At 37.0% G+C, this 19,072-nt stretch carries 17 protein-coding genes; 7 read left to right on the forward strand and 10 right to left on the reverse strand.

Annotated elements, in window-relative coordinates:
- Positions 1-3: 3 nt before the first annotated feature.
- The 3 genes from C9J51_RS06155 to C9J51_RS06165 form a co-directional block, all read right to left on the reverse strand.
- Positions 4-1,437, reverse strand: coding sequence for an MATE family efflux transporter (locus C9J51_RS06155; protein WP_407675581.1), 1,434 nt, complete (start codon positions 1,435-1,437; stop codon positions 4-6).
- Between the two features lie 189 nt (positions 1,438-1,626).
- The gene (locus tag C9J51_RS06160; protein ID WP_045036672.1) at positions 1,627-2,043 is read right to left on the reverse strand and encodes a CBS domain-containing protein; all 417 of its coding nucleotides are present in this window, start codon (positions 2,041-2,043) and stop codon (positions 1,627-1,629) included.
- Positions 2,044-2,291: 248 nt separating this feature from the next.
- The gene (locus C9J51_RS06165) at positions 2,292-3,608 is read right to left on the reverse strand and encodes a DUF945 family protein (RefSeq protein ID WP_107274907.1); all 1,317 of its coding nucleotides are present in this window, start codon (positions 3,606-3,608) and stop codon (positions 2,292-2,294) included.
- 239 nt (positions 3,609-3,847) lie between these two features.
- On the opposite strand from C9J51_RS06165, the gene C9J51_RS06170 reads away from it, so the two are divergent.
- Complete coding sequence (locus C9J51_RS06170; RefSeq protein ID WP_045040686.1) at positions 3,848-4,840, forward strand: 2-hydroxyacid dehydrogenase; 993 nt, start codon at positions 3,848-3,850, stop codon at positions 4,838-4,840.
- A 77-nt stretch (positions 4,841-4,917) separates the two neighbouring features.
- Here C9J51_RS06170 and dsdC read toward each other — a convergent pair whose 3' ends face one another.
- A complete protein-coding gene (dsdC, locus tag C9J51_RS06175) occupies positions 4,918-5,826 on the reverse strand; it encodes a DNA-binding transcriptional regulator DsdC (protein ID WP_045036675.1) in 909 nt (302 codons plus the stop codon).
- A gap of 100 nt (positions 5,827-5,926) precedes the next feature.
- Positions 5,927-6,526, reverse strand: coding sequence for a TfoX/Sxy family DNA transformation protein (locus C9J51_RS06180; RefSeq protein ID WP_045036676.1), 600 nt, complete (start codon positions 6,524-6,526; stop codon positions 5,927-5,929).
- 271 nt (positions 6,527-6,797) lie between these two features.
- Here C9J51_RS06180 and C9J51_RS06185 point away from each other — a divergent pair, with 271 nt between their 5' ends.
- The 3 genes from C9J51_RS06185 to C9J51_RS06195 all read left to right on the forward strand — a co-directional run bounded on the left by C9J51_RS06185 (position 6,798) and on the right by C9J51_RS06195 (position 9,596).
- Positions 6,798-7,394: an LON peptidase substrate-binding domain-containing protein gene (locus tag C9J51_RS06185; RefSeq protein ID WP_045040685.1), complete on the forward strand. Its 597-nt coding sequence runs from the start codon at positions 6,798-6,800 to the stop codon at positions 7,392-7,394.
- A 114-nt stretch (positions 7,395-7,508) separates the two neighbouring features.
- Positions 7,509-8,426 (forward strand): HDOD domain-containing protein, encoded by a 918-nt coding sequence (locus C9J51_RS06190; RefSeq protein ID WP_045036678.1) that lies wholly within the window; start codon positions 7,509-7,511, stop codon positions 8,424-8,426.
- A gap of 270 nt (positions 8,427-8,696) precedes the next feature.
- On the forward strand, positions 8,697-9,596 hold the full coding sequence (locus C9J51_RS06195; RefSeq protein ID WP_045040706.1) for a lysine exporter LysO family protein: 900 nt from the start codon (positions 8,697-8,699) through the stop codon (positions 9,594-9,596).
- Between the two features lie 79 nt (positions 9,597-9,675).
- On the opposite strand, the gene C9J51_RS06200 is transcribed toward C9J51_RS06195, so the two are convergent.
- The 5 genes from C9J51_RS06200 to C9J51_RS06220 form a co-directional block, all read right to left on the reverse strand.
- Complete coding sequence (locus C9J51_RS06200) at positions 9,676-10,128, reverse strand: YidB family protein (protein ID WP_045036680.1); 453 nt, start codon at positions 10,126-10,128, stop codon at positions 9,676-9,678.
- Between the two features lie 50 nt (positions 10,129-10,178).
- Positions 10,179-10,607 carry a peptidoglycan-binding protein LysM gene (gene lysM, locus C9J51_RS06205; protein WP_045040707.1) on the reverse strand — a complete coding sequence of 143 codons (429 nt, stop codon included), beginning with the start codon at positions 10,605-10,607 and terminating at the stop codon, positions 10,179-10,181.
- Between the two features lie 375 nt (positions 10,608-10,982).
- Positions 10,983-11,450: an RDD family protein gene (locus C9J51_RS06210; RefSeq protein WP_045036682.1), complete on the reverse strand. Its 468-nt coding sequence runs from the start codon at positions 11,448-11,450 to the stop codon at positions 10,983-10,985.
- 8 nt (positions 11,451-11,458) lie between these two features.
- Positions 11,459-13,078: a PTS transporter subunit EIIC gene (locus tag C9J51_RS06215; RefSeq protein WP_045040708.1), complete on the reverse strand. Its 1,620-nt coding sequence runs from the start codon at positions 13,076-13,078 to the stop codon at positions 11,459-11,461.
- A 753-nt stretch (positions 13,079-13,831) separates the two neighbouring features.
- Positions 13,832-15,343 (reverse strand): PTS transporter subunit EIIC, encoded by a 1,512-nt coding sequence (locus C9J51_RS06220; protein WP_045040709.1) that lies wholly within the window; start codon positions 15,341-15,343, stop codon positions 13,832-13,834.
- 799 nt (positions 15,344-16,142) lie between these two features.
- On the opposite strand from C9J51_RS06220, the gene C9J51_RS06230 reads away from it, so the two are divergent.
- The 3 genes from C9J51_RS06230 to C9J51_RS06240 all read left to right on the forward strand — a co-directional run bounded on the left by C9J51_RS06230 (position 16,143) and on the right by C9J51_RS06240 (position 18,990).
- Entirely contained in the window at positions 16,143-17,462 is a 1,320-nt protein-coding gene (locus C9J51_RS06230; protein ID WP_244907440.1) for a hypothetical protein, read from the forward strand.
- 425 nt (positions 17,463-17,887) lie between these two features.
- Positions 17,888-18,454 (forward strand): TetR/AcrR family transcriptional regulator, encoded by a 567-nt coding sequence (locus C9J51_RS06235; RefSeq protein WP_107274908.1) that lies wholly within the window; start codon positions 17,888-17,890, stop codon positions 18,452-18,454.
- Positions 18,455-18,483: 29 nt separating this feature from the next.
- The gene (locus C9J51_RS06240) at positions 18,484-18,990 is read left to right on the forward strand and encodes a GNAT family N-acetyltransferase (protein ID WP_045040710.1); all 507 of its coding nucleotides are present in this window, start codon (positions 18,484-18,486) and stop codon (positions 18,988-18,990) included.
- The last annotated feature ends 82 nt before the right edge of the window (positions 18,991-19,072 follow it).

A 19,072-nucleotide genomic window follows, 5' to 3' on the forward strand; every position in this document is an offset into this window, starting at 1 on the left:
CGTTTATTTTTTCGATGCTGTCGTCGCTGAATGATGCTCAAGATCAACCGCAAGTGTCTCTTCTAAAACATCCTCGGTTCCCATGTAAGTACGAGAAGAACAAAATGGTGCAACGGGTACTGATGGCGTTAAAATATCATTATTATCCAACAGTTGTTGTTCGTGTGTCAGTCCCATTTTCTTCACTTGATAAATGACTAAACTAAAGCCAATAATACCAAACACCACCGATCCCACAGCTTGACCAATCAATACTCCACTTGCACCTGCAAAATGACCACCGATTAATACAAAAGGTATTGTTCCCAAGGTCGCTTTACCCATATTTAAAACCGTTGACCACGTTGGTCGATTAAGGTTATTAAAGGCTGCATTTGCCACAAATAGTGCACCATTAAAAATAAACGTCACCGCAATAAAACTACAGAAGACACTCACCATTTCAGCCGCATCGCCAGTAAGACTAAACATCGAGATCAGTAAATCTTGTCCAAACCAAAGTAATAACGAGACACCAACACAATAAATTGCCGTAAATAACATAGCATCACGTAATATTTGATTAATTCTATCCCAGCGCTCACCACCAAAGTTTTGACCAATAATCGGCCCAACAGCACCCGACAAAGAGAAAACCAACGCAAAACAAACCGGCATAATACGTCCAATAACCGCATAACCTGCGACAAAACTTTCACCAAAATGGGCAATATTACTGGTGACAACAGCATTACCAATAGGGGTTGCGGTGTTGGTTAATATTGCAGGTAAGGCTATTTTAGCCACTGTCGGTAACGCTAACTTAAAGCTAGTAAGATCAGGCTTTGCAACCAATTGATGCTTATAGACCACCGCATACAAGGAAAAACTCATCACCGCTAATCGCGCAAACACCGATGCAATAGCAGCACCTTGCATACCCATCGATAAACCAAAAATCAACAATGGGTCTAATACTGCATTAACGCCACCACCAATTAATGTGGCAACCATTGAACTTCGTGCATCACCCACGCCACGTAATGCCGCCCCCGCAGACATAGAAACAGCAATTAAAGGGGCGCTGGGTAATAAAATCACCAAATATTGAGTAGCCGCTTTTGCAACAGCACCTTTAGCGCCAATTAAATTAAGCAACAATGGCAATTGCCATAACATAAGACACACAATAGTGAAGCTGATCAGTACAGCAAAAATCATCACATTACTGGCCATCATCCGTGCTTGTTGGCGATCGTTTTTACCCAGCGCACGTGAGACTAGCGCCCCCGCAGCAATAGATGTACCGATAGAAAGAGAGGTAGAAAAAAAGACTAACGTTCCGGCAAAACCAATCGCAGCAGCAAGTTCTATTTGTCCCAACATACTAATAAAAAACATGTCGAGTAAATCGACTAAAAACAACGCCATTAAACCAATAGCGCCCGTTCCTGACATCACCACAATGTGGCGCATAATCGAACCTGTTAAAAATTTAGCTTGGCTATTTTCTGCTGTATTTTCTTTGTTCACAACGTCTCCAAATCAGCATTATGCCCCCCTAAAACAAGGCCATAATAATCAAAAAGAAAGGCGCTCAAAGCGCCTTTTTATCATCAATAATATTCATCTATTTTTCTATAGTGATCACAATGGATGCTTAAAGCAAGCGCCAATCTGATTACTGATCGCCGTTAATACATCACGACGCGTAATAACACCCACCAACCGACCATCATCAACAACAGGGTATATTTTAGGCTTTTGCCCTGTCATGGTTTCAGCTAATACAATGATTGTGTCATCCCCAGACACGGTTAACACATCAACCCGCATACACTCACTGACAGTATGACTATCTTGGCAGTGATAACCGACTTTAAGGAGTTTATGAATCATGTCTTGTTCTGAGATAAACCCCACGACTTGCTTATGCTCATTAATCACCGGCCCACCAATCTGTTTTGCCGTTAACAATTTATCTAATGCCGCAGATAACGACATATTCTCAGTAAATGTAACCGGGCGAATATTCATATAATCTTTGATTTTTAATGATTCCATACCTTCCCCTACCATACTGTATTCGGCTGCGGATCAGATTTAATTCATTGATCTATTAATTAAAATAAACCTGTACCTATAACATTAAGTTAAGTCCAAATATTTAAATTTACTAAATATCAATGTTCTATTTTAAACATCTTTATTAAATAAAATTATAACACTATGATAATTAAGATATTTAAATACAAAAAAAACGCTCACTAAAAAAGTAAGCGTTTAATTCGATCTCACCTACTCAAATAAAATTACTGTAGGAATAATGCCATCATGGCTAATGGTAGTTTCGCACCAGAAGAAAATTCTAATTGATCCGCAACAATTTTAACCTGTAATTGATAATTACCATCTTGTTTAGTGACGATTTTTTGATTCACTAAGACGGGCAATTTCGCCGCTAACAACGGTTCTTTAGCCACCAACGCTTCAGGAATAACAATATTAATATTACCGCTCAATTGCTCAGTCACCGCAGTAAGATTGGTCGATGCATGCTCTAACCCTGATTTAATATTGAGCAGCAATTTTGCATTAACGATTCCCTCTGGCGTTTTAACACTTAGTTGTGATAAATCAACCGTCGCACCATGAGCAATCAATAAATCTAATGCTAACATCGCTTGTTTCATTTGGGCTGGATCTTGAACCATTTTTGATGATTGCTCCATCTCAGCTAACTGACTAATGGCTTTATAATTTAAATCTTTTAGCGCTAATTTAAAGGCAATATCTTGATAATGTTGCCCATCAAGCGTGGTTAATTTTGCCACTTGAATAGTATTAGTATTGGTCACTTGTTGTGTCGCTTCTGTCGGATTTTTCTCACCGCTTGGCTGACTCAACGCATTGTTCATCGCCACATTAACACCATTAATCGCAATAAATTGGTGCTGATCAGCGGCAATAAATTTAGCGTGTTCTAAACTAAATGTCTGATGTCCAATCCAGAAATTACCTTGCATTTGGCCTTTACCTTCACCATTAATGCCTTTTACGACCATGCTTTCTTTATCTGGCGTCGCTACGGTTAATTCCGGCAAATTATAACTAAATTGACTCTTACTGTTTTCAGGATCAAATTCACCCTTAACCATTAATGTTTTGCTGATTGCAGTCACACCATCATCATGGGTGTAATCCATAGGATTCACCGTCATCACAAAATGGGTTGTTCCCGTAAAACCAGAATCAGTAACCATTTGCATTGGCGCAACATTTTCACCCCAAACTTTATTAACTAACAGTGCCATTTGCTTATCAATCACGAACTTACTGGTTGATTTAACACCTAAAAAACCATTTTCAATATGATGATTTACGAACCAGACAGTTGGTAACCCTTGCTCTGCAAACGCCGATTTTAATTGATTTTTAAGCTCAATACGTGACACTGCATTTGACGATAAATAACCACGTTCAAAACTTTTATTGGTGATAGACAAGTAAGGGCTATGGTAGTTTTCAACCGCCCCCATATAGATACTCTGCCCGATTTGACCTGTTGCTAATGGTCCACACGCAATGATCGCAACCGCGCCAGCAGTGGCAAGAATTTTTTTCAACATATTGAATCCCAAAAATAAAGTAAGTTGCAATTAACAATCTAAATCATAGCATGAACCACTTCGTCACAGCAGCATAACCCTAACCATTATTTTAGTACGGTTATTTTGTCATACAAATAATTTGCTATTTATAACTAAGTTGTTATCTTGATCACATAATAACCGTGTAAGTTAGTCAGATATTAAGCTTTTATACTTAATAATGACTGAATAGCAGACTGTGTTTTTGGAGTGAAATTATGAAAATGGCTGTATTTAGTACCAAAGGATATGATCAAAAATCATTTGCTCATACTAATAAGCAATTCCATCAACAACTCACTTATTTTGATTTTCAACTCAATCACCATACGGCAAAAATGGCAGAAGGTTTTGATGCTATTTGTGCATTTGTTAATGATGACCTTAGCGAACCCGTTCTTAAAATATTAGCTGAACAAGGGGTTAAAATTATCGCTATGCGTTGTGCCGGTTTTGATAGGGTTGATCTTGAAGCGGCAAAAGCCTTAAATTTGCAGGTTGTCACTGTTCCCGCTTATTCTCCTGAATCCATTGCTGAGCATACACTAGGGCTAATGCTTAGCCTTAACCGTCGTATTCACCGCGCTTACCAGCGCACGCGTGATGCTAATTTCTCATTAGAAGGCTTAACGGGCTATAACTTCCATGGTCGTACCGTCGGGGTTATTGGTACAGGTCGAATTGGTATTGCAACCATTCGTATTTTAAAAGGCTTAGGCATGAATATTCTTGCTTATGACCCTTACCCAAACCCAATCGCACTTGAATTAGGGGTTACTTACTGCACCCTTGATGAAATTTATGAACAAGCGAATGTGATCACACTTCATTGTCCAATGAGCAAAGAAAACTATCACATGCTAAACCGTAAAGCATTTGCCAAAATGCGCCGCGGAATGATGATTATAAATACCAGCCGTGGTGGTCTACTTAACTCTAGTGATGCAGTCGAAGCACTTAAAAGCGGGATTATTAGTGCATTAGGCGTTGATGTTTATGAGAACGAAAAAGATTTATTCTTCCAAGATAAATCCAACGACATTATTCAAGATGATGTTTTCCGTCGTTTATCATCATGCCACAATGTACTCTTTACTGGACACCAAGCTTTTTTAACAGAAGAAGCACTTGGCAGTATTGCTCAAACAACCTTAGAAAACATAGCTAGCTTTGAAAAAGGTCAACTATCAGGTAATGAACTCATCCAATAAACCGATGATTTAACATCGTTCATCAGTAATAAAAAAGGCGCATTACGCGCCTTTTTTGATCAAGATATTAAGGTGTATTAAAGATTAATCTCACTGAATAACCAATCTTTGAACGCTTTGATTTTCGGCGAGGTTTGCATATCTTTACGACAAACAACGTAATAACTATGGGCCGAACTTACCGTCATATCAAAAGGTGAAACCAAGCGTGATGAGGCTAATTGCTCTGCAACAAATGACTGTCTTGCCATCGCAACGCCCATACCTGTCGTGGCTGCTTTAATGGCTAAATCAGCGCGATCAAACGTACAGTTATTATCCGGCAATGCCACATTAAAATGTTGCGCCCAAAACCGCCACTCATCATTTCTACCTGCCCTCGCCCATGGCGCAGCATCATGTAACAATAAACAATGCATCAAGTTTTCAGGCTGATCATACAACTTATGTTTTAAAGCATAATCATGACTACACACAGGAAACATGGTTTCTTCTAATAATTTATCCACGGCTAAATTAGGATAAACACCATTTCCAAAGTAAATGGCACAGTCATAACTTTCAATTTGAAAATCCACTAAATCATTTCGAGTTCGTAAATGAATCCGCAAATGAGGGTATTTATCAATAAAAGACGTTAAACGAGGCACTAACCATGTTTGGGCAAAAGTTGGTGGTGCTGAAACAGTCAGATCACCACATAACTCAGTATTTTTTAAATCACGGATCTCATGAATAATATTGCCAAAATTAGACGCTAGCACTTGCTTTAACCGCTGCCCTTCATCTGTCAATATCAATTTTCGATGCTGTCGAATAAATAATTGAACATCTAAAATATCTTCAAGATTTTTAATCTTATGACTGACAGCACTTTGCGTTAAGCACAGAATCTCAGCAGCACGAGTAAAACTCATTTGATCTGCTGCAATCAAAAAACAATGTAATCCAGAAAGAACAGAACCTGACAATTTAGATAATTGCATACTTTAACCACGACAACATAATTGTTGCAAGCATAGCAAAAAAATCACTTATTCTCAGCTACATCGACTTAATAAACTTATATTATCAATTAGCTATCTATTAATGTGTTTGTTGATGATATTCATCCAATAATCGCTGCTTATGATCTTCACTCAATAACTGCCAGTGTCCACCTTGAATAGCGCCTGCAAATATCCATAGCAATTTATGATCTAACTCTTGACCATTATGTTCACACACACGTCGAAAAACATTCACGGCACCCACATTAAAAAACGTATCTACGTCTAATACACCGGCTTTTTTCACCATACGTTCAAGTGTTAAACGCATATTAGGTAAATCACGTAACCGACGATTTGATTCAGACGTTCTAAAATCTTTATCACGGCAAGAAAATGCAATAGATTGTTCCACAAACGAATCACATTGAGATTGATCAGTTAAGAATAGCTTATTGATTTCGTAATAATTCACGGTCGCTGTTTTGCTTTTTTTTATATGTCTGAACTTTTCACAACCAGATTTAATTAATTTTGTATCAAGATCATTTCCTCCGCGAATATACATCGATGTCGGTGTCACAATGGCAAACATGGCACTATTAATAAAGACACCCGTACCACCAAACATTGATCTTTTTTCTTGCTGGCCAAATTTAGATAAGTAATTCAAATAATCATCTTTTATTGACGTCATAACTCATGCTCCAGATATTATCCATAACAACTAAAAACACATCAAATATTTACCATTATTAATGTCAATCATTTGACGAACCATTTTATGCCCATTGCAACAACATATGATACAACTAGCATTCGAATATGAGATTACTCGCATATTTTTAGTCGAAAATTTATGAAACAAATTAACAATCAGTCATTTTTATACTCCCCCTCAATGAAATATATAGTGCTACCCTTAGTAAGGTTTCTTGTAAGTGGCTTAAAGACGACAAGGATAAACTATGAATACCATCGCATTATTACCTCATAGTGAGCATTTATTACCGGGTGGGCGGTTAAACCTTATTATTGCAAGACCCTGTGATATTCGAATGGTAACCGAGGCAATAGCGAGTAATCACCCCTTTGGTTTAGGGATGATCGACCGAAATACACCACGAGAAACAGTGGCTAAAATTCCAGCTATTGCAACGACAGTAATAATTCAAGATTTTAATGCGATAACAGGAGGATTTTTGGAAATAATCGTTGAAGGTACGAATAAAGTTTCAATTTTAGACCTTACAATGGCGCATGATAATTTACTCACTGCAACCTATGCACCTCATTATAATTGGCCAAGTATTGGAATAACTACCGAGAACAAAATACTCGCGGATAAGCTCAAATTGTTGTTTATATCAATGCCAGAAATAAGCCAACGTTATCCACAACCTAACTATCAAGATGCAACTTGGGTGTGTCAGCGGTGGTTAGAAATATTACCCATCGATATCAAACAAAAACAATGTTTAATCCACCATCCAACCGCAGAGATTACAATTCACTTCCTCTTACAACTACTGCAAGATCACAACTTAATTAATAATTTAAAATAATGTCATGGTTCAACAATCCAAGCGTTAACTGTGTCAAAAAAATAGCAGCAGAGCCTTTGTACCTTAAGCAACAATGCGTACACTGATTGCATCTTTTATTATTGTAATTATTCAATGTCACATTTATCTTTTTTTTGGCTAGAAACTAATAACCAACATTATATTCGAGCTATTCAGTCGAATCTTTGTCATTCAATAAAAAAGTCTGCACGTAATAACAACCTAACGTTACCCTCTATTCCAGATATACTATTAAACTTAAATATATTATGTAAAAATCCTGAAACCACCATTCATGATGTTGCCACCTTATTAATTGATGACCCAGTATTAACCGCTAATATTATTCGAACCGCAAATGCTGCATTATTTAACCGCCGCAATATTGTTTGTCACGATATTCTAACCGCAGTATCGCGTTTAGGTATTATTCGAATTAAAGATATTATTACAGCTCAGATAATTTATTCTTTAAAAAATACCACGATTGAAAATATTGAATGCAATCTCTTACTTAAAAATAGTGCATTTCATTCTCGCAAATTTGCAGCGACAATGGCACTGATTTGTCAAAAAATGCATTTTTATAGCAATAAGCCCTTTAAACTTGAACCAGATAAAGCATTATTAACAGGTCTGCTCGCTGATATCGGCTTATTTGGCTTAATCAATGAATACTCACAATTTATACAACAAGGTAATTATCTTGATTTTAATATTGCCAAATATATCTTCCAAGATAACTGTGCATTAACCAGTAAAATTGTCCTTAAGCAATGGGGCTTTGATGAGGATTATATTGCGGTCGCAACAAATACAACCGCCTCTCTCAATGAGAGCGACATCAATTATTTAACCATCGCTCGTATGGCGCACCATTTATTACTCTTTAAAACTAACGATGCCGCTATCAGTGAGCATGAAATTGAATTAGACCTCACCGGTGCTGAAGTGATGTATGAATTAACCAATATGTCTGAACTTGAGTTTAATGACCAATTAAAACAAATTACCCATAGTTGTGGTATTTAATTTAATTAACTGTATGCCTGAACACATATCTACGATTGTCTGATTTCCCCCATTAGACGATCGTTTAGACACATATACATACACTTTTTCAGATAGTTTAACTCAGTTCTCTGCTGCTGATAGATATACTCTTTCTGTTTCTTTATGTTATATTCGTCACAAAATCAACGCTTAATCTTTAATCACTTATTATGATGTTGTTACAACAACATTGTATTAAGATATTCAACGTCTCATTTTCAACGCTATTTTATACATATAAGGATAAATATGTTATCGGGGATCCTACTCATTTTTTTACCATTGGTGCTGGGATACTTAATTCCTATAAAAAAAACCAATATTATTGAATTCATCAACACTCAAACAAGCCGTTTAGTATTGGTCATTCTAGCCTTGATGGGATTAAGTTTAGCTGGGCTCGATAACCTTAGTCAGAATTTAGGCCAAATTCTGTTATATACCTTTACCTTTTTTATCTCTATTTCAGTCTGTAATTTACTCGCATTACCATGGCTCGATCGTTTATGGCCAACACCAACATCGCATATACATAAAAAGTTACCACTAACAAAAATGATGCTTGAATCAGGCAAACTAGTCGGTGTCGTTACGTTAGGGTTAATCATCGGATTACTATTGAATGTGGATTTATCGTGGGTAGAGCAAGCGAGTGAACACATTTTATTATTATTGCTATTTTTTGTGGGCATTCAGCTTCGTAATAGCGGTATGACACTGCGACAAATCATCCTCAATAAAAAAGGCGTTATCATTGCAGCGGTCATTCTCGTGACCTCATTATTAGGTGGGATTATTGCCGCATTATTGCTTGGCATTCCCATTAATAATGGCTTAGCAATGGCGTCAGGCTTTGGTTGGTATTCATTGGCAGGCATTTTAATTGGCGATGGCTTAGGCAGTGTTTATGGTGGCGCAGCATTCTTAAATGAGCTTCTACGTGAAATGCTGGCATTAATAATGATTCCATTACTCATTAATCGCTATCCCAATACCGCAATTGGTTATGCAGGCGCAACAGCGATGGACTTCACACTACCTGTTATTCAAAATTGTGGTGGAATTCGTTGTGTACCGATAGCAATTGTTAGTGGTTTTATTCTAAGCATGCTAGTGCCTATTTTAATCCTCTTTTTTCTATCGTTATAAAAACAAAAACCTCAGCCAATTAGGCTGAGGTTTTATCAAGGTGTTCGTAATAAATTACTTTAGTTTTATCTAATGTAAGTTATTTTTTACCGAATAAACTTGCAGCCATATTGAACAAGCCAGACACACCACCAACGGCATTTAATAGTTCGCCTGCAACTTCACCAGCAGGGCTCGCGTTATCAACCATAGCAGGAAGCGCTTCGCTTAAACCTGTTTTTGCCTCTTGTTCTGGAATATTCAATTCATTTGCAAAATCAGATAACTGCGAACCTGAGAAAATATTGGTAATATCATCTGTAGAGATCGCATTGTTCTCACCATTGCCAAGCCAGCTCTGCAATACATTTGCTAGACCTGCGCCATCGATAGATGACAATAGTTGCCCTAAATTGACACCTTGACCGTTCTCATCACCCCCAAGTAAACGAGACAGTGCTGAGACAATAGAACCTTGACTTAATCCACCGGTATTCGCTTGTGACTGACTAAATAACTGTGCGCCAATTTCTAGTATTTTTGCAATATCCATACATATCCTCGTTTACTTATTAATGTGAAGTGACTAATGTTTATGCTTTATTATGCCTGAGTAATACGCAGCTTTTGTCCAGCGAAAATCAAATCTGGGTTTTGAATAACTTCTTTGTTTTCTTCAAAAATTTGCTCGTACTTAGCACCATTGCCTAATGTCTTCTCGGCGATCTTCCATAAGCTATCACCCTCTTCAACAACGTAATAAGTGACATTGCTTGTCTCTTCTGGCGCTGAAATATTATCAACAACACTTGCAATACCTTGAGTGTTGCCCGCCATTAAAATTGCTTTTTCACGTGCCGCAGCTGAATCAGCAGAGCCCGACAAAGTAGCAACGCCATCTTCAACGCTTACCTGTAAATCGCTGATACCCGGATTATTTTCTTCAATATGCTGCGTAATTTTCGTTGGTGCTTCATCTTCATTGGAAAATAATTTATGACCAATATCACGAGCAAAATCTAATAAACCCATTGTTTTCTTCCTTTATTAACTGCTTTATTTTTAATACAGATTATTTGTAGAGACAACAAAAGAGTAATGACCCCGACCATTAAAAGATAGCACTCAACAGTGAAAGCTATCTTTCCAATAATGGAAATAAGATGAATTTTAATAAATACACAGAATTATTCATCATTAATCACACATAAAATCCAATTACCGCACGATTTTCACTCAAAACAAAACAACCACAACAAACACGTAAATATAAAACACTGTTTAAATAAAACACCAATAATCGCGCAAAAAAACAACAACATTGAGTCTAGCAGCAACAATGACATTAAAAAAACGCAAAAAAAAGCCACAGCGTAATGCTGTGGCTTTCGTATTTATGGTGATAATTTAACGCAGTACAGCTGTCGTGTGGTTGGTACGATCATGCCAAGGTAGATGTGAGAAAGCTAAATATTGAGCCCCACAATAAAGTGGATATAACCCTAACGTTGCCACACAAAGGTAAATTTTATTAAACTCACGCTTTAAGTAACGTTGCTTCGTCAATGGCTGATCATCAGTTGCTACAATCTGCACACTTAATAAGTAACGCGATAGTGACGTACCTAATAAACGGTAACAGATCCATTGATAGCCCATAAAGACACCAATAAATAACAACATTACCCCCAGAAACAATAACAATAATGCGGGTAATGCCATGGCATCGTTTAACGAAAACGTCGCGCCAGTACCATTAGAGATATAAGCAATAATGCCAAGGTAGATATCGCGACCAACCATCGCGAACATCTGCACTATTGCCATATCAATCATAAAAGTACCAATACGTCGGTATTTCAATTTAAAGCTCATTAGCGTTCTTACTTACCCAGTTTCACGTTAATCTGTGCTTTAAAGCCAGCAGCTTGTGCACCATAGATAGCTTGAATACCTGTATTACCAATCTTCACTAGACCCTTCGCACCTAAATGCTCAGTCCAATATTGATTATCTTTTACTAAATCACCGTCTTTAACAGTAATACGTAAACGGGTAATACACGCATCAACATCAACGATATTATCTTTACCGCCAAGTGCGCTAATCATCTCATCAGCGTGAGCGTCATTTGCGCCACCCGCAGCTTTTGATGCGTGGTAATCTTTCTTACGCACAACAGCAACAGCACTACCCTTACGACCGGGTGTTTTAACGTCGAACTTCAGAATGAACCAACGGAACAAGAAGAAGTACACCGGGCCATAAATTAGACCAAGTAGCGGAATGTAGTACCAATGATTTTCAGTGCCCGTTAAACCTGGCAACATACCAAACAAGGCGAAGTCAATGAAACCACCACTGAATGTCATACCCACTTTAACTTGTAGCAAGTCCATAATCATAAATGACAGACCAGCAAGAGGCACGTGGATGAAGTAGTAAAGTGGTGCAGATAAGAATAGGAACGTAAACTCGATTGGCTCAGTAATACCGGTTAGGAACGCAGTTAGCGCAACAGAGAATAATAGCCCCCCTACCGCGGTTTTATTTTCTTTATCTGCAACAGTGTACATAGCGTAAGCGGCGGCTGGTAAACCAAACATCATGAATGGGAACTTACCCGTCATAAAGTTAGTTGAAGAGAACTGCGTGTAATCGCCATTCGCTAATGAACCAAAGAAAATGTTTTGTGTACCTTTGTAAACATGACCTGCGATTTCAGCAGTGCCACCAATTTCTGTCTGCCATAATGGAAGATAGAATACATGGTGAAGACCAACAGGGATCAGCGCACGTTCAATAATACCAAAGATGAATGATGCAATATAACCGTGACCAGACGCTGTCATTTCACCTAGCATTGCACCGATAGAACCAAATGCAGCACCGATGTATGGCCAGATAAATACTAATGCGATACCGTAAAATAATGCAGAGAATGCACTAATAATCGGAACGAAACGTGCGCCACCAAAGAAGCCTAAGAATTCAGGTAACTTAATGTCATGGTATTTATTGTGAAGCACAACAGTAATACCACCAGCAATAAGACCACCAAACACACCCATACTCAGTGTATTGTGAATACCAAGCACATCAGCTAATACGCCAGCATAATGGTTGCCCATCAATATCACTGTGTTGTTAGTGGTATCAACCATACCCGCAACAGTCAGTGTTTTTGCAATTGCAACGTTCATTACAAGATATGCAATGGTAGCTGCCAGTGCCGCAGCACCCTTTTCGGCACGTGCAAAACCGATAGCAATAGCCAGTGCGAACATTAATGGTAAGTTTGCGAAGACGATACCGCCAGCTGCGGTCATAACCTGTAGGAAACTATTTAAAAGTGTTCCGTCTTGCAAAATACCAATTTGGTACGCTTCAATCATACTTTGGTTCGTAAAACTACCACCAAGCCCCAGCATAATACCTGCGGCTGGTAGCAAGGCTATCGGTAGCATTACTGCTTGAGATAACTTACTGAAAAAGGCTTTCATTACCTTGTCTCCTTGAGATGGACTCTACACTTGTCAATGAAGTAAATATGAGACATTACTTTGTCTCTTTTTCTAAATCATATTCAATAACAAATAAGCAGGTGATGAACACTTTCGCAGTTAGAGACCAGCTCCAATGACCAATGAGGTCATTGCGTTAGTGAACATTGTTAGCTCCTGAGTATATTTATTTGAAACAATACTAAGTATTAGCGACATACCCCCGTAGTCATTTGCTAATACTTATTCAGTACTATTTCATGCATTAGTATAAAATGCGTCGAACAATATAACTTGATGACTATCAAAATTACTAATAAGCAATAAAGTATAATTCCAAACTATAATACAGATCACAATGAAATAAATGCAATTAAACGCCACCAATAAATCACAACACAATGATTTTAAAGATTAAAAAAGCAAAAAAAACGCCATTTCCAATAAATTATATCGTCTCCAATAAGTAACCTTTGTAACCTATGTAACATGAATAATACGTAATATTTGTTAAAAATTTGTCATATATCCAGCTTTTCAACCGCCGCATAATAATTCACAAAAAATCCTATACCCTCTTTATAAATTATATAACGCACCTAATTTTGCTCTCCAATTTACCAACTTCTCGTTTTTGATAATTTATAAATAAAAAAATCCCGCGACTTTCATCGCGGGATTTTCATAGAGAGGCGAGCTAATATCCCTCTCTGTTCATTCTATACTACAAAGAGTCACTAACCGTAATTAGCGCTATTCTTTGTGCTCTGCTTTTTCTTCTGCTGTACGATAATCAAAGATGAAGATCAGTACCATTGGCACAACAAAAGCAACTGCGATTGATACTGCGTAAACCCACATTGGGTGGAACACAGGAATGGTTAATAATGACGTAAATGCAAACGCTTGAGTTTTAACACTACCGTACATAGAACCAAGAATCGCAAGTGTTACACCACCCGCTAGACAACCAGGAAGTAAACGTGAGTAAACTTTCTTAAAGCGTAAGTGGATACCGTATAGTGATGGCTCTGAAATACCACCAAATAGACCAGCGGCTAACGCACCAGAAGCAGTTTGACGCATAGTGGCATCTTTTTCACGAAGCGAAATCAACAATACACCCGCTGTTGCGCCGAAACATGCAAAGTTCCACACACCCATAGGGCCTTGAATGAAGTCATAACCTAATGTTTGAATATTCATTAACATTAGTGCGTTTAGAGGCCAGTGTAGACCCAATGGAACAAGGAATGGGTACAATAGCGGGATTAGAATCGCGAACACAAACGGTGCATTCGTATTTAACCAAGCTAGACCAAGACCTAAATAAGTACCAATCCATACGCCTAGTGGACCAATCAAGAACGCTGTTAGCGGGATCATGATGATCAAAGAAAGGAATGGTACAAATACCATGTGTAGGTTGTCAGGAATGATTTTCTTTAAGAAGCGATATACAAGCGCTAATACAGCAACCATGATCAACGGAACGAATACGTTACCAGAGTAATCATTAAGCTGCATTGGTAAACCAAACACGTGTGCAACGTGAGAGACAGTACCTAATGTTGTATCTTTAATCGATGTTGTTGACGCTAATGATGTTAGCTTTTGGAAATCAGGCGTCATTAATGCGCCCATGATTGCCGCACCTAACCAAGGGTCAACCTTCAGTTTTTTAGATGCGTTATAAGCAACCATAATTGGCAAGAAGTAGAATACAGAATGCCACATTGAATCGACAAAGATCCAACCCGCAGACTTATCACCTCTAAAATCAACAATGTGTAAAGCATCTAATACTGCACATAATGCAATAATTAACGATGCACCTAGTAAAATACCTAAAATGGGACGGAACGAATCTGAAAGGTATTCAAAGAAACCATCAACCCAAGCAACTTTGCCACGAACACCACCTGAACGCAGTGATGCTTTCACATCATCATTAGATGCCGCTGCTTCAGTTTTAGTGTTAGTGTTATCAGCACCACCGCTTGCTTTACTATCTTCAATTAACTGTTGCAGTGCGCTATGCATCGTTGCAACACCGCCACCCACAACAATTTGGTAGCGCTCGCCACTTTGAGGAACACAACCCATTACATCAGGAATAGCATCTAATGCGGCTTTATCTACAATTGAGTTATCGTTTAATTCAAAACGTAAACGCGTTGCACAGCAGGTCAGAAACTTAATGTTAGCAGCACCACCAATCCCTTCAAGGATCTTCTCTGCTGAGGATTTATTGCCATTCGACATATTTTTTTACCCTTATACCCAAACTGATATCAATGATATGTAGTGTTTTTTCATTGACATATACTTAATAAGTTATTGATTTTATTAAAATAGATGAAAATTACATGCCATATTTGTCTACTTTAATAAATTTAATTTTAGCTCTTCATAAGAATAAATTGATTAAAGCATTCTTAGCAAGCATAACCTTGGGGGTGATATTGCTCGTTTTTGACCGATATTTCCAGAATATACTTAAATAACATGCGAAATATAAAACATAGATCACACGGATCACACTACGAGCCGTAAATTACTGATAATAAAACCAAAAAAACGTAATTCTAATAAAACTTTTATTACAGAATTGATACTTACGTAACACAATGTAACCCAAACAACACAAAATAAAGGTTCTGTCGTATAGTTGGGAACTTAATTAGTTATACCCGCTCCAAATATGTGTTTTTAATATCATCTAGAGGCACTCATTGATTTCACTAGCGACCAATCCCCTTTATATATCATTCTTCAAGCGGTACGTTATTACGCATCATACAAACATCAGCACGCGTGATATTGAAGATATTTTTACAGAGCGTGGTAGTACTATTGATTATTTCACCATCGTGGCGTACGAATGAAAAAGCAGCGCAAACTTTTCTACATAAGGCTATAAACACGAATGGCTTGGCTGATAAAGTCATTATCGACAAGAGTAATGTGAAAAAATCAAGCACTTCCCCATAATTTTACGACAGAGATGACTATTCTTGATATTATATTATGCATCTATTTTTAATGACTCAAAGAACATCATATGAGATACATTTCAGTACCAATAGTTATAGCAGCCATACTCAATCTATCAATTTTTAATATAGCTTATGCTGATTCAATTGAATATCTGAATATACATAGAGTAGACCTTAAAGGCGATCAGAATATAAATTATCCTCAAGTCTGCATTCGAGTTAATCGTAGCGCTAATAGAATTCCTATCATGGAAAAATTTCAAGAAATAAGAAGTGAATCTCCTAATGATAACTTTGACCAATTCATGGGCAAAGTTACTAAATGGGCTGATTCTGGAATTGTTGGCCATACATGGATTAATCTTTTTTATAAAGATGATAATGGAGAAATTAAGTCTAAAGGTTATGGGTTTGGAAGTAATGGTAATCAATCTTTTAGAAAATTTAGTTTCCAAAAATGTGTCAATATACAAAACAAAACTCATCAAGAAATTGAAAATGATATTGCGCTAAAATCGTCAGATCTTTATAAAAAAAGCATTAATATTGCAAAAGATTTCTTAAACGTCGGATATGATTGGGCAGGTGGCAGATATACAATGTATACAAACTGCGCATGGTTTGGCGGAAAGTTATTTAATGCTATTGTACCTAAAAATGAACAAATTTCTTATTCTCAACCATTTGACTACAGTACAATAGTACCAAAATCATTTCCAATGAGTAAATATCGAGATTTACCTGATCCTGGATATATTGCAGAAAGTATTTCAAAAGTAATGAGTTATTCAGGATGGTATAGTAATTATAATATAGGTTATGGTGCTTTAACAAATAACACAGCCGTAACTGTCAATAGAGATGGTTTAACACTTCAACCAAGATCTTTATTAGCTTTTTACCCTCAACTTACTAACTATGTGAAATTTATTTATTCTGGCTATTTTTCTGAATCTGAAAATAAAATGTATTTATTTACAAATGGATTGGCTAATGAAAAAGAATTTATTCTAACTCCGTTTACAAGCTATCTAGCAATTAAACCTCTAGATACAAAAATAAAAATAATTGCGGCCTTTCATCATCCTTACGATGATAAAATTGGTTTGGTTATTTCAAATAAAGGTGAAATATTCACAACTAATAATTGGGAAAATACTGGAAAAACAGCATTAAAACCTTATGTAAAAGATATTACGTCTGCTGCAAATTATTTTGAATCTGGAAGAATAATGATTTTATTAAGACCCGATGATAAACAAACAAGCGCTAATAAATCTGATGGGGTTAGATTCATTATATATGATTACGATCAAGATAAAGTAATAACAGCACCAAAATTATTTGAAAAAGAATCCGGCTTTAATTTCTTAAAATTACAATAATCATTTAGTGGTTAGGAATTTCAATTCCTAACCACTTTATATTCTATCGTAAATATTTGAAAAGTGACTGGGTAAATATCAGATACAGTTAACCAAAGAGCGCATAATTGCGCCTGGAGAGCTGCACGCTTGTACTTCATCAAAACTTTACGACAGAAGCCCTTTTTCGACATAACCCGCACAAGGACGATCTTAATATTACGTCATGCCTATCACCTCTTGGTTCCATTTAAGTTAGTTTTGTTGGGTATACCTATCAATCACTCCATCATTTGATTTTTCCCCATTATCATTTAGAGCTAAAATTTAACTTTAACTTTAACTTGTAAACTATCACTCCCTTATATATCATTCGACGACACACTGACTGACCGACCAGTCAGTACCATTAAAAGATCATTTGCATATCATTACGGATCCGCAGGATGGACAAAAAAAAACGAATAATTGAATCAGCGATAACGTTATTTGCAACTAATGGCTACGAAAACACTTCCGTTGCCGCTATTTGTGAGCACTCAAACGTATCAAAAGGCTTGGTTTTTCATCACTTTAAAAATAAGGATGGATTACTCAGAGAGGTCTTTATGCGAATGGCTGAAATTATAAATGAAGTTGGTGACTGTGTTGAAAACATTAATAAAAAACAAAACCCTAAAGATAGATTGATCAATTATCTTGAGCAAATTTTTTTATCAATGGCTTCCGCTGAGCATAAGCTTTATTACCAATTCGACTTTCAAATCTTGTGTCAACGTTCAACAAGAGCGCTTTTAAAAGATTTATTTGATGAACGATATCAGTTGATGATGACTTCATTTGAAGAAATATTAAGTGATATCCCAGCGGCTATACCTCAGGTTGATAGTCATATGATTATTGCTGAAATAGATGGTATTGCTCTGAATTACTTGTTTGCCAACAACGATTATCCACTAATAAAAATCAAAGATCGCTTTATTAAAAAGCAACTTTTATTACTCGGTCTTTAATCACTAAATAACACTAATTGTGAGAAAAAATGAAAACACCTTACGATATTCAATTTGAAACATTTGCAGCGGCTGGCGGTCTTTATGACGAACGACATGCAAAATTATACGCAGAGTTTGCAGATAATCTAATTGCAGATGGCAGCTATTCCATCATTTATGAAGGTGTTGCTCATGCTTGTTATACGCCGATTACTATTGATGCTGCACCGCATCTAAAGTGTTACGTAGTAGCGCCATTAGCAGTACTACCCGATTATCAGCGACAAGGGTACGCAACCCGTTTAATGGAAGAGGCTGAACAACAACTAAAGCCAGACGTAGTCTTTATTATGGGCGAATTCCACCATTACGGTAAACGCTACAACACGCCTCATAAAGTAGGTTTACCTGTAAAATCATTAGCACCATTAGAAAATTGGTTCGCTCTAGCACTAACTGAAGGAGCACTAGATGGCATAGAAGAATCAACCTCTAGTATTACAGGTCCTTACGCTGAACCACGGATATGGACTCATCCTAGTGAACAAGTGTAAAAGTAATAGATAATAGTGTGAGTAAGCGAATAGTTGATAAATACATTATTAACTGTTCACGAGAAGTTCTATATTCTCAATC

This window comes from Photobacterium iliopiscarium (genome assembly GCF_003026395.1).
GTDB classification, from domain to species: domain Bacteria; phylum Pseudomonadota; class Gammaproteobacteria; order Enterobacterales; family Vibrionaceae; genus Photobacterium; species Photobacterium iliopiscarium.